At 70.8% G+C, this 16,742-nt stretch carries 17 protein-coding genes; 9 read left to right on the forward strand and 8 right to left on the reverse strand.

What is annotated here, in order from left to right; genetic code table 11:
- Positions 1-56: 56 nt before the first annotated feature.
- Together ABD269_RS07040 and ABD269_RS07045 are read right to left on the reverse strand one after the other, a co-directional pair.
- Complete coding sequence (locus ABD269_RS07040) at positions 57-1,673, reverse strand: penicillin-binding transpeptidase domain-containing protein (RefSeq protein ID WP_344116981.1); 1,617 nt, start codon at positions 1,671-1,673, stop codon at positions 57-59.
- A 149-nt stretch (positions 1,674-1,822) separates the two neighbouring features.
- Positions 1,823-3,583, reverse strand: a complete 1,761-nt coding sequence (locus ABD269_RS07045) for a dolichyl-phosphate-mannose--protein mannosyltransferase (protein ID WP_344116982.1) — start codon at positions 3,581-3,583, stop codon at positions 1,823-1,825.
- 157 nt (positions 3,584-3,740) lie between these two features.
- Here ABD269_RS07045 and ABD269_RS07050 point away from each other — a divergent pair, with 157 nt between their 5' ends.
- Positions 3,741-4,193 (forward strand): SRPBCC family protein, encoded by a 453-nt coding sequence (locus tag ABD269_RS07050; RefSeq protein WP_301886903.1) that lies wholly within the window; start codon positions 3,741-3,743, stop codon positions 4,191-4,193.
- A gap of 7 nt (positions 4,194-4,200) precedes the next feature.
- Here ABD269_RS07050 and ABD269_RS07055 read toward each other — a convergent pair whose 3' ends face one another.
- Both ABD269_RS07055 and ABD269_RS07060 read right to left on the reverse strand, forming a co-directional pair.
- Positions 4,201-4,986, reverse strand: a complete 786-nt coding sequence (locus tag ABD269_RS07055; protein WP_344116983.1) for an SDR family NAD(P)-dependent oxidoreductase — start codon at positions 4,984-4,986, stop codon at positions 4,201-4,203.
- 283 nt (positions 4,987-5,269) lie between these two features.
- The gene (locus tag ABD269_RS07060; protein WP_344116984.1) at positions 5,270-6,463 is read right to left on the reverse strand and encodes a serine hydrolase domain-containing protein; all 1,194 of its coding nucleotides are present in this window, start codon (positions 6,461-6,463) and stop codon (positions 5,270-5,272) included.
- Between the two features lie 261 nt (positions 6,464-6,724).
- Between ABD269_RS07060 and ABD269_RS07065 the strand changes: the two genes are divergently transcribed.
- Positions 6,725-8,764: an MDR family MFS transporter gene (locus ABD269_RS07065; protein WP_344116985.1), complete on the forward strand. Its 2,040-nt coding sequence runs from the start codon at positions 6,725-6,727 to the stop codon at positions 8,762-8,764.
- Between the two features lie 21 nt (positions 8,765-8,785).
- On the opposite strand, the gene ABD269_RS07070 is transcribed toward ABD269_RS07065, so the two are convergent.
- On the reverse strand, positions 8,786-9,355 hold the full coding sequence (locus ABD269_RS07070; protein WP_344116986.1) for a hypothetical protein: 570 nt from the start codon (positions 9,353-9,355) through the stop codon (positions 8,786-8,788).
- Positions 9,356-9,571: 216 nt separating this feature from the next.
- On the opposite strand from ABD269_RS07070, the gene ABD269_RS07075 reads away from it, so the two are divergent.
- From ABD269_RS07075 to ABD269_RS07100, 6 genes are all read left to right on the forward strand, one after another.
- Complete coding sequence (locus tag ABD269_RS07075; RefSeq protein ID WP_116212210.1) at positions 9,572-9,775, forward strand: hypothetical protein; 204 nt, start codon at positions 9,572-9,574, stop codon at positions 9,773-9,775.
- Positions 9,747-10,271: a DUF6879 family protein gene (locus ABD269_RS07080; RefSeq protein WP_344116987.1), complete on the forward strand. Its 525-nt coding sequence runs from the start codon at positions 9,747-9,749 to the stop codon at positions 10,269-10,271. The genes ABD269_RS07075 and ABD269_RS07080 overlap by 29 nt, the downstream gene beginning before the upstream one ends.
- Positions 10,268-11,098 (forward strand): helix-turn-helix domain-containing protein, encoded by an 831-nt coding sequence (locus ABD269_RS07085; RefSeq protein ID WP_344116988.1) that lies wholly within the window; start codon positions 10,268-10,270, stop codon positions 11,096-11,098. The genes ABD269_RS07080 and ABD269_RS07085 overlap by 4 nt, the downstream gene beginning before the upstream one ends.
- A gap of 68 nt (positions 11,099-11,166) precedes the next feature.
- Entirely contained in the window at positions 11,167-11,400 is a 234-nt protein-coding gene (locus ABD269_RS07090) for a DUF397 domain-containing protein (protein WP_344116989.1), read from the forward strand.
- Positions 11,401-11,464: 64 nt separating this feature from the next.
- Positions 11,465-11,848, forward strand: coding sequence for a hypothetical protein (locus ABD269_RS07095; protein WP_344116991.1), 384 nt, complete (start codon positions 11,465-11,467; stop codon positions 11,846-11,848).
- Positions 11,849-11,920: 72 nt separating this feature from the next.
- Positions 11,921-12,457, forward strand: coding sequence for a DUF6879 family protein (locus ABD269_RS07100; RefSeq protein WP_344116992.1), 537 nt, complete (start codon positions 11,921-11,923; stop codon positions 12,455-12,457).
- Between the two features lie 62 nt (positions 12,458-12,519).
- On the opposite strand, the gene ABD269_RS07105 is transcribed toward ABD269_RS07100, so the two are convergent.
- Positions 12,520-13,392 (reverse strand): hypothetical protein, encoded by an 873-nt coding sequence (locus tag ABD269_RS07105; RefSeq protein WP_344116993.1) that lies wholly within the window; start codon positions 13,390-13,392, stop codon positions 12,520-12,522.
- A 158-nt stretch (positions 13,393-13,550) separates the two neighbouring features.
- Complete coding sequence (locus tag ABD269_RS07110; RefSeq protein WP_344116994.1) at positions 13,551-14,885, reverse strand: NsdA family TPR-like regulatory protein; 1,335 nt, start codon at positions 14,883-14,885, stop codon at positions 13,551-13,553.
- A gap of 121 nt (positions 14,886-15,006) precedes the next feature.
- On the opposite strand from ABD269_RS07110, the gene ABD269_RS07115 reads away from it, so the two are divergent.
- Positions 15,007-15,387 carry a DUF6415 family natural product biosynthesis protein gene (locus ABD269_RS07115; RefSeq protein ID WP_344116995.1) on the forward strand — a complete coding sequence of 127 codons (381 nt, stop codon included), beginning with the start codon at positions 15,007-15,009 and terminating at the stop codon, positions 15,385-15,387.
- Here the strand turns inward: ABD269_RS07115 and ABD269_RS07120 are convergent.
- Positions 15,384-16,580, reverse strand: a complete 1,197-nt coding sequence (locus tag ABD269_RS07120) for a MarP family serine protease (RefSeq protein ID WP_301886886.1) — start codon at positions 16,578-16,580, stop codon at positions 15,384-15,386. The two genes, ABD269_RS07115 and ABD269_RS07120, sit on opposite strands and share 4 nt — an antisense overlap.
- Positions 16,581-16,742: the final 162 nt, after the last annotated feature.

Raw genomic sequence — 16,742 nt, forward strand, 5'->3', positions numbered from 1 at the left:
GGGGGTCTGGGGGCGGAGCCCCCAGTTTCGGGAAGGGGCGGGGTGGGGAAAAAACCTCAACCAGCCCGAAGCACCGCTGCCACAATCGGCCCCGCCGAGTCACCCCCGTGCCCGCCCTGCGGAACGACCGCCGCCGCAGCCACATCGCCCCGATAAGCCGTGAACCACCCATTCGGCTTCGGCTGGTTGTCGATTTCCGCCGAGCCCGTCTTCGCGCCGATGTCACCGCCGAGGCCGGACATCGCCCGGCTCGCCGTGCCGGAGACGGCGGTGAGCCGCATCATCGAGCGCAGCTGCTGGGCGACCGCGGCGGGCAGCGGGCGGGAGGCCTCCGCGAGCTTGCGGTCGTCGAGGGAGGGGGCGACCACGTAGGGCTGGTGGAAGGACCCGGCGCGTACGGTCGCGGCGATGGAGGCCATGTTCAGGGGCGACATCTGGACCCGGCCCTGGCCGATCATCGCGGCTGCCTTGCCGGAGCCGGCGTCGGCGGGGACGCTGCCGTCGTAGCTGGGGAGGCCGGTCTTCCAGTCCTGGCCGATGCCGAAGACGTCCCTGGCCTCGGCGGTGAGGGCACCGTCGGGGACGTCGCCGGCGAAGGAGATGAAGGCGGTGTTGCAGGAGGCGGCGAAGTCCTGGGCGAAGGTGGCGCCGGGGTTCTCGCTCTCCTCGACGTTGTGGAACTTCATGCCGTAGGTGGCGTACTTCGGGCACGGCACCGGCTTGTTCAAGGTCGCCTTGCCCTGCTCCAGGAGCATCGCCGAGGTGACGATCTTCATCGTGGAGCCGGGCGGGGTCTGCCCCATGAGCGCGGCGTTGAACTCGGTCTTCTTGGAGTTGGCGATGGCCAGGATCTCGCCGGTGCTGGGCTTGACGGCGACGACGGAGGCGTCGGTCTGCCGGTCGACGGCGGACTCGGCGGCGCGCTGCACGCCCGCGTCCAGCGTGGTGCGCAGCTGCGCGGGCTTGCCCTTGGAGACGACGTGCAGGGTCTTCGGGGAGGCGGAGGCGCCGACGGGGCCCACGGCCCGTACCTCGACGCCCGGTTCGCCCCCCGCCTTCTGCCCGTAGCGCTTGCGCAGCTCCGGCAGCACGGACGCGAGCGAGGGGTAGTCCTTGGCGTCGAGCGTCGCGCCGTCGCGGTCGACTGCGGTGATCTGCGGGGCGGAGCTCGCGTCGGTGGCGAGCGATTCGCCCTGGGCGAGCTGCGGGTGGACGACCGTGGGCTGCCAGTCGACGAGGGCGTGCCCGGTGGACCTGCCGCGGACGACGCCGAGGGAGGACTCGTAGGTCCAGGTGGAGCGCTGCTTGCCGTGGACGACCTCGGCGGTGACGGAGAACGGCACCTTGGCGCCCATCGCGGTGCCGGGCTTGAGGCTGACCTTCTCGACGTGCGCGTTCTCGCGGTAGCCGGTGAGGGCGGTGGTGGCCGCCTCGACGTTGTCGGTCAGGGCCGCGGCCTTCTGCGCGTCGCCCGACTCCCACGCCGCGAGGAAGTCGCGCGCGGTTCTGTCGACCTCGGAGTCCGTGGGCGGCCCGGTCTTCACGGGCGCCGCCTCGGCCCGGGTGCCGGACGTGTGCGTGACCGCGCTCACGACGTTGTACGCGCCGATCCCGGCGACCCCCGTCATCGCCGCGGCCACGACGCCTACCGCGATCTTCGCTCCCTTGTGCATGTCCCAGCCCCCTACAGGTCCCCACCCATGGTTTTAATCAGTTGATTAAAACCTCTGGGTGGCGACTTTACGGGACAGCAGTGACAACCGGGGAGCGGATGGCCGGAATCCACCGGTCCGGGGCTGACGGAGCGTCACTCGCGGGGTCGTCAGATCCAGGTGTCGAACCACATCCGGTTGCGCCACGCCTCGATGGGGATGGGGCGGCCGGTGTAGAGGGGGAAGAAGTAGACGAAGTTCCAGGCGATGAGCAGGACCAGCGTGCCCGCCCCGATCGCGCCGAGCACCCGGCGCCGCTCCGTCGACCCCGGCGGCCCCAGGATCGCCCCGATCATCATCGCCAGGGCCAGGCACAGGAACGGCACGAAGACGACCGCGTAGAAGACGAAGATCGTGCGTTCCTGCCACATGAACCACGGCAGATAGCCCGCCGCGACCCCGCACAGCACCGCGCCCGCCCGCCAGTCGCGCCGGAATCCCCACCGGTAGACCAGGTACAGCAGCGCGAAGCAGGCCGCCCACCACAGCAGGGGCGTGCCCAGCGCGAGCACCTCGCGCGCGCACTTGTCGGCCGCGTCCTTGGGGCAGCCGTCGCTGCCGGGCGCCGGGGACTCGTAGAAGTACGAGACGGGGCGGGCCTGGACCAGCCAGCTCCAGGGGTTGGACTGGTAGGTGTGCGGCGAGGAGAGGTTGGTGTTGAACCGCCACACGTCGTGCTCGTAGTGCCAGAGGCTGCGCAGCGGGTTGAGGATGCCGGCCAGGAACCCGTCCGGGCTGTAGCCGCCGCTGGTCTCCGCCCAGTGCCGGTAGTAGCCGCTGTGCTGCCAGCCGTCCTTCACGGTGTACGTGCCGCTGTTGACGAACCAGCCGGTCCACGACGCGAGATAGACCGCGAGGGCCACCGGCACGGTCGCCAGGAACGCCCACGGGGTGTCGCGCCGGAGCGCGGCGAGGGCCGGGTGGCGGGCGCCCGCGACGCGGCGCGAGCCCATGTCCCAGAGAACGATCAGCAGGCCGAACGCCGCCAGGTAGATGGCGCCGTTCCACTTCGTGGCGCAGGCCAGCCCGAGGAACACGCCGGCGGCGATCCGCCACGGCCGCCACCCGAGCCGGAGCCTGCCGCCGACGGCCGCGTCCGGGCGGGCGATGCCGTCCTCGTCCACGGGCAGCGCGGCGGCGAGGCGGGCCCGCGCCTTGTCGCGGTCCACCAGGACACAGCCGAACGCCGCGAGCACGAAGAACATCAGCACCGAGTCGAGCAGCGAGGTGCGGCTCATCACGTAGTGCAGACCGTCCACGGCGAGCAGGGCGCCCGCGAGGCAGCCGAGGAAGGTGGAGCGGAAGAGCCTGCGTCCGATGCGGCACAGCATCAGCACCGACAGCGTGCCGAGCAGGGCGACCATGAAACGCCAGCCGAAAGGGTTCAGCCCGTACAGCCACTCGCCGATGCCGATGACCCACTTGCCGACCGGCGGGTGCACCACGAACCCGGGGGCGTCGGCGATCCGGTCGTGCCCGGCGATGATCTGGTCGTTGATGTTGTCCGGCCACTTCGCCTCGTAGCCGTACTTCCACAGGGCCCAGGCGTCCTTCGCGTAATACGTCTCGTCGAATATCACCGCCTTGGGGCTGCCCAGGTTCCAGAAGCGGATGATCCCGGCGAACAGGGCGACGAGCAGCGGCCCGGTCCACCCCGACCAGCGCGCGAGCAGCCGCGCCCGGCCCGGCGTCGCGCCGAGCCGCGCCCACACCCGCGTACCGGGCTCGGGGAACGGCGGCACGAGCCGCTCCCGCACGTCCGGCTGCGGCCCCCGCGCATAGCCGAACCGGCCGAGTCTGCGCTGCCACGGAGGCTGCCGCTCGTCTGCCGTCTGGCCCTGCGGGGCTTGGGTCGCGGTGTCACTGGTCACCGCGCCATCGTAGGGAACGGGCCTGTGGGAGTGCTGGGGACGGCACGCGGGTCGCCGGCGGAGCCGCTTTTCCGGGGCACCGCGCACAGCCGTGGCGGCACGGACGGAACGGGCAGACCCTGGGAGGGGCGCGCCGGAACGAGGAGCGGAGGACGCCATGACCGACAGGCCGGCCTTCACGTACGTCACCTACATCGAGAGCGCGCCGGAGAGCGTCTGGCGGGCGCTGACCGACGCGGACCTGACCGCCGAGTACTGGGGGCACAGCAATGTGTCGGACTGGGAGCCGGGCTCGGCGTGGGAGCACCGGCGCACCGACGGCTCGCACGCCGCCGACGTCGTCGGCACGGTCGTGGAGAGCGTGCCGCCGAGGCGGCTGGTGACGACGTGGGCCGAGCCGGGTGTGCAGACCGCGGCCGGGCCGTCCCGGGTGACGTTCGGGATCGAGCCGTACGGGGAGATCGTCCGGCTCACCGTGACCCACGAGAGCCTCGCGGACGAGGCCGAGCGCGACGCGGCGGCCAGGGGCTGGGCGGCGGTGCTGTCCAACCTGAAGACGTTCCTGGAGACCGGGCGGCCCCTCCCCGAGAAGCCCTGGCTCGTGCCGTAGCGGTGCTTCACACCCCGCGCAGAGCGCCGCGCAGCCCCGTGTTGCCGATGAGGATGCCGCCGTCGACCGGCAGGGTCACGCCCGTGATCCAGGAGGCGTCGGCGGAGGCGAGGAAGGCCACCGCGGCCGCGATGTCCTCGGGGCGGCCGACGCGGCCGAGCGGGTAGTACGGCGCGGCGCGCTCCAACGCCTCTTCCCGGCCCGCCCAGTTGGGGGTGTGGACGGTGCCGGGCGCGATGAGGTTGACCCGTACGCCGCGGGCCGCGCAGTGCCCGGCCAGGGTCCGGGTGAGGCCCGCGAGGCCCGCTTTGGCTGCGCTGTAGGCGTGGTTGCCGAAGTCCTGCTCGCCGTTGACGGAGCCGATGTTGACGACGGACGCGCGGCCGCCAGCGGCGGCCAGGTGCGGCATGGCGGCCCGTACGCACCGGAAGGCGCCGGTCAGGGTGATGTCGAGATCCCGGAACCACGTCTCGTCGGAGGAGTCCTCGACGAGCGCTTCGTCGGGGTGGCAGGACAGGGCGTTGTTGACCAGCACGTCGAGCCGGCCGAAGCGGTCGACCGCGGCGGCGACGGCCGCCTCGACCGCTCCCCGGTCGCCGACGTCGCAGGTGAAGGACTCGGCCGCCAGGCCGTCGGCCCGGAGCGCGTCCGCAGTCCCCTCGGCGCGCCCGCCGTCCAGGTCGGTGACGAGCACCCGCGCGCCCTCGGCGGCGAGGCGCCGCGCGGTGGCCGCGCCGATGCCCTGCCCCGCGCCGGTGATCAGTGCCGCGTAGCCGTCGAAGCGTCTTGCCATGCGGCAAGCACTACCCACTCGGGGTTGTGGCAATCGCTTCCGTTCGACGGGCGAGAACGGGGCTCCGCCCCGAGCCCCGGACCGCGCTTCGCGCGGTGTCCTCAAACTCCCCCAGCTACCGCTGGGAGGTGCCCCCACGGGCTGGGTGTGCGGACCGTGGCGTTGAATCTGCAGGCCGGCCTTGTGGGGGTTCGGGGGCGAAGCCCCCGGTTGCCTCCGGGTACGCGATTCAGCCCGTCCGGCGATTGAGGACGCGGCCGCAGGCCGCCCCCGCCGCAGGCGGCTAACCCACCCGCAGGCCGGGCTCCAAGCTCAGCGCAAGCGCGCGCACAAGCGCCTGCGCTCGCGCATCGGCGGTCACATTCTTCTGCATGCCGTTGGTGACGTAGCCGAAGGAGATGCCCGACTCGGGGTCCGCGAAGCCGAGGGAGCCGCCGCGGCCGGGGTGGCCGAAGGAGCCGGGGGCGAGCAGGGGCGACGCGGCGCCGTGGAGCATGTAGCCCAGGCCGAAGCGGGTGCCCACGATCAGGACGCGGTCCGGTCCTGCCGACTCCTCCGTGCGCGCCAGGGTGAGCGTCGCCGGGGCGAACAGCCGCCGCATGCCGTCGAGGCCGCCGAGCAGCGAGGCGTAGAAGCGGGCCAGCCCGTCGGCGGTGGCGATGCCCGCGGAGGCGGGGAGTTCGGCGGCGCGGTAGGCGGGGTCGTTCTCGTCGGCCAGGGGCTCGATGGCCGCGAAGGCGCGGCGGGTGAGGGACTGCGGATCGCCGTAGGCGTCGGAGACGGCCTTCTTGGGCCGCAGGCGCAGGCCCGCCGCGGCGGGTTCGGCGGGCGGCTCGACGTCCGCGATGCGTCCGGCGCGCTCCCGCTCGGAGGCGGGCAGGCCGATCCAGAGGTCCGCGCCGAGCGGCCCGGCTATCTCGTCGGCGACCCAGCCGCCCACCGTCCGGCCGGTGACGCGGTGGACCAGCTCGCCGAGGAGCCAGCTGTAGGTCTGGGCGTGGTAGCCGTGGGCGGTGCCGGGCTCCCAGGCGGGCGCCTGCGCGGCGACGGCGGCGGGCCCGCTGACGCCGTCGATGGCCTCGGCCGGGCTCAGCGGCCGGTCGAGCACGGGCAGCCCGGCGCGGTGCGAGAGCAGGTGGCGCACGAGGACGCGCTCCTTGCCCGCGGCCTTGAACTCGGGCCAGTACGTGCCGACGGGCGCGTCCAGGTCGACGAGCCCGCGCTGGTGCAGCAGCAGCGGCACGGCGGCGGCGACGCCCTTGGTGGCGGACCGTACGACCTGGGCGGTGCCCGGCGTCCACGGCTCCTCGGAAGTGCCGTCGGCGTCCTTGGTGCCGCCCCACAGGTCGACGATCCTGCGGCCGTCCCGGTAGACGGCGACGGCCGCCCCGCGCTCCCCGCGCCGGGCGAAGTTCTCCGCGAAGGCGTCCCGGACCGGTTCAAAACCGTCCGCCACCGTGCCCTGGACGTCCACCACTGTTCTCCTGCTCCACTGTGCGATCGCTACAAATCCCTCCACCATGGTGCAACGCGGCGGTCAATGCGCGTAGACCGGGGCACCGCAACCGTGATCTACCGGGCAGGGGGGGCGGGGGCGCCGCTGCCGTGCGCCCCTCGCTCACCCGTGCGCCGCCAGCGGTGGCGGGAGCGGGCGCGTGCCCGAATGCTGGGCTTCGGGGGGCTTCGGGGGAGCTTGTCCGGCGCCGGAGCCTCCGGGAGGCAGGAGGAGGGAGTCACCATGACCACGGCCGCCGCCGCGCCCCCGGCCGAACCCGCCGCACCGCCCGTGCTCGGCAGGCGCCGCACCAATCTCGTCTTCGTCACCATCGTGCTCGGCATGCTGCTCGCGGCCCTCGACCAGACCATCGTCTCCACCGCGCTGCCCACGATCGTCGCGGACCTGGGCGGCGGCGGGCACATGGCGTGGGTGGTGACCGCCTATCTGCTGGCGGAGACGGTCTCCACCGTCCTGGTCGGCAAGTTCGGCGACCTCTTCGGCCGGAAGGTCGTCTTCCAGCTCAGCGCGGTGGTCTTCGTCGGCGGCTCGGTCTTCGCGGGCGCCGCGAACTCGATGCTCATGCTGATCGCCGCCCGCGCCCTCCAGGGCATCGGCGGCGGCGGTCTGATGGTGACCGCCATGGCGCTGATCGCCGACGTGATCCCGCTGCGCGAGCGCGGCAAGTACCAGGGCGCGCTCGGCGCCGTCTTCGGCGTGACCACGGTCGTCGGGCCGACGCTCGGCGGGATCTTCACCGACCACGCGACCTGGCGCTGGTGCTTCTACGTCAACGTCCCCGTCGCGATCGTCATGGTCGCGATGGCGGCCCGTACGATCCCGGTCGTCCGCTCGGCGGTCCGGCCGGTCATCGACTACCTCGGCATCGTGCTGGTCGCGCTCGGCGCGTCCGGGCTGGTGCTGGGCCTGGAGTGGGGCGGCAACGAGTACGCGTGGGGCTCGGCCGTCATCGTCGGCCTGTTCGTGGGGTCGGTGGTGCTGCTGGGGCTGTTCGTGCTGGTGGAGCTGCGGGCCAAGGAGCCCATGCTGCCCATGCACCTCTTCCGCAACCCCGTCTTCGTCGTCTGCTCCGTGCTCAGCTTCATCGTCGGCTTCGCGATGCTCGGCGCGATGACGTACCTGCCGACCTATCTCCAGTACGTCGACGGAGTCTCGGCCACGATGTCCGGCGTCCGCGCGCTGCCCATGGTGGCCGGGCTGCTCGGCGCGTCCATGCTCTCCGGCATCGTCGTCAGCCGCACGGGCCGCTACCGCGCCTTTCCCATCGCCGGTACGGCCGTGATGGCGCTCGGCCTCTATCTGATGTCGACGATGAACGCGTCGACGGGGCCCTGGCTGGAGTCCCTCTATATGTTCGTCCTCGGCGTCGGCATCGGGCTGGCCATGCAGGTGCTGACGATCGCCGTGCAGAACACGGTGGCCTACCACGAGCTCGGCACGGCCACCTCCGGCGTGACCTTCTTCCGTACGCTCGGCAGCTCCTTCGGCACGGCCATCTTCGGCACCCTCTACAGCAACCAGCTGCGGCCCAACCTGCTTGACGCGCTGACCCGTTCACCTGGCGTGCCGCCCGCCGCCGTGCAGAGCCCGCAGGGCCTCAAGCAGCTGACCCACGCGCAGGCGGCGCCGGTCGTCGCCGCCTACGCGGACACCGTGAACTACGTCTTCTTCTGGGTCGTGCCCGTCGCCCTCGCCGGTTTCGTCGTCGCGTGGTTCCTCAAGGAGGTGCCGCTGCGCGACAGCGCCCGGGCCGGTGCCTCCGACATGGGCGAGGGCTTCGCGGCGCCGGACTCCGCCGAGGCGGAGCGGCAGTTGGAACGGGCCGTGGCGAGCGTCATGCGCAAGGAGGAGGGCCCGCCCGTGAGCCGCCGCATCCTCGCCGAGTCGGGCAGCACGCTGAGCCCCGCCGAGGCGTGGACGCTGGGCCAGATCCACTGGCGGCTGCGCGTGCGCGGCGAGGCGACGCTCGGCTCGGTGGCCGTCGCGCACCGCATGCCGCCCGAGGTGCTCGAACCGGCCTTCGCCCGTACGGCGGAGGCCGGCCTCGCCCGCGTCGACGGCGACCGGCTGTCCCTGACCCCCGCAGGCGAGGCCGAGATCGAACGCCTCGGCGCGGCCTGGCGGTCCTGGCTGTCGACCCGCCTGGAGGACTGGGACATCACCGACCCCGAGGACCGCGCCCTCCTCGACCGGGCCCTCGACGCGATGGCGGCCCGCCTGCTGGAGGAGGGCGAGGAGGAACAGGAGCGGATCGCTGTCTGAGCCTTCTCTGTGTGAGCCCTCTCAGACGGCCCGGTAGTACGTGTACAGCCGGACGTCCGGACCCGGCCGTCCCCCCGCCGCCTCGTACGCCGCCATGTCCGCCCACTCCGCGAGCTCCACGGCCGGGCCGGCGTCGGTGCCGACGTGCACGTACGCGGCCAGCGCGCCCGGCCGCGTCTCCGTCTCCGGGGTGGCGGGCGTGGTGACGGCGAGGATCCCCGCCGCGCGCTCGCCGTCACGCACGACACTCCGGTGCAGCCGCGTACGCCGAAGCCCCGGCCGCTCGATCCCGGGCACGAGCCGGTCCACCCGGCTGATCACCGCGGGCCGCACCGCCCGCGCGAACTCCAGGTGCGCCTCGTCGCTCCTCCACTGCGCGTAATGCAGGATCCCGGTGCCGTCGACATCGAGATACATGTGCTGCGCAAGATGCCCTTCGGGCTTCGCCCCGGCCGTCCACTCCTCTGCGATGGCCTCGGCGGCGGCACGCGTGCGGTCGGGGGTGCCGGTGCCCCAACGACTGAGCAGGAAGGTCCCGGTGTCGGGCCGGATGATCTCGTGGAGGCGGGGGGTGGGGTGGTTGATCGTCATGCTTGGGGAGTTTGATTCCTCAAGTGAGCTTGAGGTCAAGAGGGGGGCTGCCCGGGGAGGGGGCGCCTCGCGCCTCCGGCCGACAGCGGCACGGTTTCCAGTAACGGAAACTCGAAACCCTTGCCGCCACCCCACGGGGACCGAGAGCATCGGACGCGTCACTACCAGTGGCCGCATCTGGCTCGACAAGGCTCACGGCCTGATAGAGGGGTATCAGTGAAACTGACACGTCTGGCTGGCGGTTGCGACGATGGCGACTGTCCGACGCTCTACCTCACGGACCGAGGGACGGTCGCAGTGCAAGGCACCCTGATGGCCGACCACGGATTACAGATCCCGCCCGACGAGACCATCGCGGAAATCCCAGTCGAACTGATCCGAAAGGTGATCCGTGACAACCTCATCCAGGACACTTACTGAGTGGTTCTCAGCCTTCGAGGAGGAGGCGTTCCGCCTGGAAACCTTGGACGACTACAGCAAGTCGGGTGGCGTCGAGGCTTATCAGGCGTTCCTGGCCGGTGCGGAGCCGCCCCAGTCGTTCAGGTCGGCGGACTGGGTCACAACGGTTCGGAACGCCACAGATGCCGGCAAGCGGATGTACCGGGTGCACATCCTGGCCCGGCCGCTCACGGACTACCTCCGATTCGAACTCGCCTGGGGATACTGCCGCAACCTTCAGGCCGGTGAGGAATTCTTCATTCTCGACACCACCGAACAGGAGAATCCGATCCCCGACGCACCGGACTTCTGGATGTTCGACAACCGGACGGTGGCGTCTATGAGTTACGCCGATGGAAAGTTCCTCGGGGCCGATCTTCATGGAGATGAACGGCTCCCCGAGTTCACGTCGTACCGCGACAACGCCATGGCACACGCCGAGCCCTTTACGGAATGGTGGGCAAAGCACGGCGAGTGAATCGCTCTGAACTCGGTGCTGCGCTGCGGGTACTACGGGAAGCCTCCGGAATGGAGGCCAAGACCGTGGCCCGCAGCGCAGCCATGTCCAGATCCAAGCTGTCGAAGATCGAGAATGGCGGCGCGGCCCCCAGCGTCGTGGACACCGAGCAGATCCTCACCGCTCTGGGCGTATCAGCCGAAGTGAAGGCCGAATACATGGCCGCAGCTCGGGCAGCGGCCACCGAGATCACCGCATGGCGCCTCTATCGCAGGCTGGGTTTCCACCGCAAGCAGCAACAGGTGCAGGCACTGGAGTCACAAACGACTGTACTGCGCCTGTTCCAGCCATCACTCATCCCAGGATTGCTCCAGACACCCGAATACGTACAGGCCGTACTGGGCCGGAAGGGGATGGGAGAGGAGCAGTTGGCTCGCGGCATCTGCGCCCGACTGGCCCGTCAGAGCGTCCTCTACAACACCGCCAAGACGTTCCGGTTCGTCATCACCGAGCCGGTTCTTCGGTGGCAGATCGTGCCACCGCTGGTCATGGCCGGACAGTTGGACCGGGTCATCTCCGCTTCTCGACTGCCCAATGTGGATATTCGCGTGGTGACACTGGCAGCACCACAACATGACTTCCCAAGTCACTCCTTCTCCATCAAGGACGATCGGTTGGTGACGGTGGAGACAGTGCATGCCGAGGTAGTTGCCACGGATCCCCGGGACATCGCGCTATACGTGAGCAAGTTCGACGGGTTCGAGCGAGATGCTGTTTCCGGCATCGAGGTGCGAGCCCTGGTTGCCGGCATCCGGGACGAGTTCTTGCGGGAACAGGAAACCCTCTAGGAATCAGCCTCGTTGCGAGAAATCCTGGCCCACGGATCGACTGGATCCAATCGACCAGGAGGCGCTCCATGCGGAATGGAATCGACCTGTACGGCCTGCCCCTCGAAGGCGTCCAATTCAGCAAGGCATGCGGCGGCAACACACACCCGGACGGCGAATCCTGCGTCACCCTCGCCCGTATCGGCACGGACGCCTACGCCCTCGGCGACAGCAAGCGGCCCGGCGCCGAGCCGTTGAGGTTCACCGCCGCCGAACTGAACGCCGCCGGAATCGATCCGGCCCGCTTCGGCCTCTCCGCCTGATTCTCCGAACGGCGGCCACCGACACGACCGGTGGCCGCCCCAAGTTGCTCACGCAGGAGAGCAGTTGCACTTCCACGGCTACCTCTGGGCCGGCGACAAAGCGGCCTTCGACAAGGAAGGCGCCCGACGCCCGGAAAGCCCCGCGTTCGCCCTGTCCGAGACACCCCCGATGCAGACCGCCCACTGGCTCCTCAAGCCGGCCCGGCTCATCCGGGGAACCTGGGCGGACCCCCGCGAGGCGAGCGCCTGGCTGGGGGAACGGCTGTCCGCCGCCCTGGGCGGCCGCTTCCCCGACACGGAGACCGCCGTCACGGAGCGCCTCGCCGGAGGCGGTGACGTGTCGTACGGCCACTACCTGGCCCGACCGTCCTTCCTGTCGATCGCCGTGGTGACCTGCACGCCCAACTCCACGTGTCCCGACCTTGGATGCCCCATCACCTCAAGATGAGGATCCCGGCTTCCGCATCCGGGCCGCGCCGGACGCGAGATCGATACCAGCCCTTTCCGAAGGAGACTGCCTGTGTCCGTGAACGGTTGTGAACCCGTCCTCGTGGACGGTGACGAATGGAAGGCGTACTTCCGCGACTTCAAACGCTCCGCGTTCCGGTTGGAGGTCCATCAGGTCTACACCATGCCCGCAGAGGCCGAGTCGGTTCGCGACTTCCTTGCCGGTGAACCCAAGCCGGAGGGCTTCAACACCGCTTGGCACCGGACCATCCAAGGGCACGCGGCAGCGGGCCGGAAGATGAAGCGCGCCAAGGTGGTCCACAGGCCGCTCACGGACTACAGCCGGTATCTGTTCGCGTGGGCCATCCCTGGGAATGTCGAAGCCGGCGAGGACTATCGGATCGTGGATCTGACAGACCAGGCCAACCCCGGCCTGCCCGACCAGGACTTCTGGCTGTTCGACGAGACGACGGTGGTCCATCTCAACTACCGGCCGGACGGCACCCAGATCAATCGGGAGCTGATCCAGTCGCCGGACCTCGGAAAATACCTCGCGTGGCGAGACCTCGCCCTGGGGCACTCCGCTCCCTTCAGTGACTATCGAACCTGACCACCAGGCAGGCGAATGAAAGGACCTCGCGGAGGTTCTACGGGGCCTGTCCGATCCGCCGACTACGTAGCCGGATCGGGCAGGCGGGCGAGCAACGCCTCACGGATCGCCGCCATTCCACGTTGTGTGGCCGCCACCGCGCCGGACGTGTCGTCGGCGGATTCGGCGGATTCCACGCGGCAGTCCCGGCACGCGGTCTCGTCCGCGACCGGGCGGATCATGCGGCCGCAGCCGCCGGAGCAGGCGCGCAGGGGCTGTGGGCGGGGTGCGGGCTCGGGTGCCGGGTCCGGCATCTTGCGGGTCAGGCGGTCGCGGAGGAGCCCTGCGGGGGAACGGATGTGGTCCGGGAGGCCGTCGGTCAGTTCGGCGCGGAGTTGCTTCACCGTCGTGCCGCGCAGCAGCCATTCGCCTGCCAGCGGGGCGAGCCGGGCCACGTCCCGGGCGGTCAGCCTCAGTCGCCGTTCGGCGTACGCCACGGCGGCGAGCGCTTGCGCGCCTCGCTCGGCCAGCGGGTGGGGAGGGTGGGAAGTCTTCTCCTCGGTCTTTTCTTGGGAACGGCCGACGGACCGAACCGCCGGTTCACCGACAGCCGGTTCCTCGCCCGTCGGGCGTCCGCCGTGCACCGCCGCGGCTTCCTCCGCCGTCAACGGCACGTTCGAGACCAACTGGGGCCTCGACCAACGGCCGTCCCGTCCCTGACGGCGCCACTCGTGGACGTACCCCTCGGCGATCAGCTCCCGCTTCGCCCGCATGAAGGCCGTCTTCTTGATCCCGGCGCGCTCCGCGGTCTGCGACAGCGACTGATCCACGCCGTCCGGCAGCGAGAGCTGCCACGTCAACAGGCGCACGGCCTCGGCCGACAGGCGCGGATGACGGATGATCTCGTTCGACACCTGCGTGAAGAAACCCGCAGGGGCGATAGCATGCTTAAGCATTCTGGGGACTCCCATAGCAGGTCCTCGTGGGTGTAGGCCCCCGGCCGGTGTTCCACCACCGCCGGGGTCCGCTTGTTCACGGAACGTACCGCAAGGATGTGCGTGTAGGAGTGGTTCCTCCGAAACGTCCCCTCGTACGGGTCATGTGACGCACCCCCTCACACCTTGGCGCGCGCGACCTCTCCGGCCCGTTCGGTCAACTCCCGTACCGCAGCGCTCTTTCCGTACGGCCGAATACGCCGCCGCATCGTCGCGAAGTGCTCGTCACCACGCGCCGTCGACAGTTGGACGTAGTCGTCGAGGAAGGCATGCCAGGTGGCGCACGCGGCCTCCAGATGTCCAAGCTCGAACTGGCGCTGTGCGAGAAGGGCGTTGGAGTGGACGCGGCCCTGGCGCTCCTGCCGGGGCTGGACCTTGAGGGATTCCCGCAGGGCGCGCACGGACCCTTCGAGGTCCTTGCACTCGTAGAGCACGTGAGAGACGTGGAATTGGTACGCGCTGGCGTCGTAGCCGCCGATCGCCTCACGTCGGGAGTCCGCCTTCGACAGGGCCGTCTCCGTCTCGTGCAGCCGGGCGAACGCGGTGTGACGGTCGCCGGTCATCGACGCGGCGTGCGCCTGCTGCCCGGCCAGGAAGGCGCGCAGCCGTGGCCCGGCTTTCGGTGATGCCTGCGCGGCGGCGTCGGCGAGCTGCAATGCCTTGGCGCCATGGCCGAGGTTCGATGCCTGAAGGCTCATTCCGCGCAGGGTGCGGCAGTACGTGATGTGATCCTCCGCCGCCCCCGCGAGTTTCAGGGCCTTCACGTAATAGCGCTGCCCGAGGCCGTGCTCGCGCTCGTACATCGCCATCCAGCCCGTCAGGTACACCAGGTCGGAGGCGGCGGACAGCATGTCCTTGCGGACCTTCTCCGGGGCCGACGCGCTGAGGTACGGAGCGACGGTATTGACCAGAAAGGCCGCCGCCATCGGGCGTGCGTGCCCGCCGCCGAGCTCGTCGAGGATGTCGGCGATCTTCTCCGTCATGGTGCGGACGGTGGCGACTTCGCCCTCGCCGATGCGTACGGTGCGGCCGGTGGCCGTGTGGTCCGTACGCCCCGCGAGGTCGGGGAAGAGGGGAACCGCCAGAGCCGCCGAGTACACCCCCGCGGTGAGAACACCCCTGCGAGAGGGGTCCATGTCGGCCCGTCCGACGTCGATGAGGTCTTCGAGGTCGCTCCCGCCGCGATCCGTCCCGGGATCGGCGAACCCGGCCTCGGCACGGGTGACCGGCCGCTTCAGGCGGCGGGCCAGGGCTTCGAGCACGACGGGCCGGACCTCTGCTCGCGGCATCGTGCCGGAAAGCCAGTGCGAGACGGCCGACTGGTCGTAGCACAGCGCCAGCCCGGCCTCGGATCCGATGCGGTTCACCGCCATCGCGAACTGGGTCCGCGACCATTTCGTCTGACCCAGCAGGCTCGCCAGTCCGGCGTTCGGGGTGCGTGGGCTTGTCGCCATGCTTCAACTCCCGCCGACTTTCATGGCTTTCACGTTCACGCCTCCCTCTCACGGTACCGGCTGAACCCCTTGCCGTAGTTACCTCGACGTGCGATCCGATCTTTACGAGGGAGAGAGCAGCATGGGCCCCACCCGGACGACTCCGGAACCCGTTCGCCTCACTGCCGCGATGCGGCACGACCTGACCCGGGCCGTCGGCCGCGCGCTGGCACCGTCCGCCGTCCTGCCGCGCGCCGAGGACGTGGAGGAGCTGACCGTACGGCTGCGGGGCTACGCGATGTGCCTCGTGCCGGAGGTCGAGGACCGCGTCGGCGGCATGGAGCAGGGTGCCACCGAGTGGCGCGAGGCCACATCGGCGCTGGACGACGCGCGCCGGGCGCTCGGCGCGGGGCCGGGTGCCGGGTTGCGGTCGGCCGTCGGGCACATGCAGGAGCTCGGCCGCGTCTGTCACCGCCTGCGCTGCCACTTGCCGCTGGGTCGGGTGAACGGCTCCGAGAGCTAGAGCGCCGCCCGGCTCCCCGTGCTCACCGGTGTCGTCGCCGTCGACGCCTGGGACGCGGCCGTCGCGACCTGGTCGGCGGTGAGGGCGTAGCCCGTTTCCGGGTCGGAGGTGGAGCGGGCGAAGACGACGCCGTAGACCTTGCCGGAGGGGGTGAGGAGGGGGCCGCCGGAGTTGCCGGGGCGGACGGTGGAGCGCAGGGAGTAGACGGTGCGGGTGGTGACGCCGTCGCCGTAGATGTCCTGGCCCTTGGCGCGGACCTCGTTGGCCACGGTCGCGGCGCGCAGGTCGAGGCCGCCGTTCTCGGGGAAGCCGGCGACGACGGCCGCGTCGCCGCGCTTGGCGGTCTTGTCGAAGGGGAGGACGGGGGCGTCGAGGCCGGGTACGTCGAGGACGGCGACGTCGGTGCGGGGGTCGAAGAGGACGACCTTGGCGGGGTACGTGCGGCCGACGCCGCCGACGCGCACGGTCGGGCTGGTCACCCCGGCGACGACGTGGGCGTTGGTCATCACGTGGTGGGCGGCGTAGACGAAGCCGCTGCCCTCCTGGCCGCGGCGGCCGTCGCGGACGTCGGCGACGCCCTCGACCTTGACGACGCTGTCGCGGGCGGCGCGGGTGGCGGCGCCGGTGACCGCGTCGCCGGAGGGCTTGGCGACGCCGGTGGCGGGTTCGTTCTCGAAGGGGTTGAAGACCTGGGGGAAGCCCGCGCCGGCCAGGGCGTCGGTGGTGCGGCTGAACCAGGTGGGGGCCTGTTCCGGCATGGCCTTCTGGACCGCGCCGAGCAGGGTGGAGTCCTTGATCTCGCGGCTGAGGAGCGTGGAGTTCGCCGAGACGAGGACGCTGGCGGCGACCCAGCCGACGAGGAGGACGGCCAGGGAGTTGATGGCGGCGCCGCCTATGCCGTCGATGCCGCGCACGGGTGCCCAGGTCAGGTGGCGGCGCAGGCGCCAGGCGAGGTGTCCGGCGAGCGCGTGCCCGATCGCTGCGGGGATCAGGACGACCAGGACGGCGACGACGGCCGCCGTCCCGGTGCCGGCGTCGAAGGGTTCCAGGGCGTAGGGCAGCGCCCAGACGCCGAGCACCGCACCGCCGAGGAAGCCGGCGAACAGCACGAGGCCGGCGATCAGGCCCCGCCGGAAGCCGGACACGGCGTAGGCGAGGACGATCAGCATGAGAAGCACATCGAGCAGGTTCAACGCGGAGCCCTTTCCATCACACGCGCCCCCGATCGCGCCCACAGGTGTGTGGACTAGGGAAAACGCCCGTACGGGGACCAACGGTTCCCCGGCATGGCGCAGACCACAGCCGGGCGGGCAGGCGGGCGGGAGCGTACGGGGGCGCGAAGAGGCCCGGTGGTG

The organism is Streptomyces blastmyceticus, from assembly GCF_039521185.1.
GTDB classification, from domain to species: Bacteria; Actinomycetota; Actinomycetes; order Streptomycetales; family Streptomycetaceae; genus Streptomyces; species Streptomyces blastmyceticus.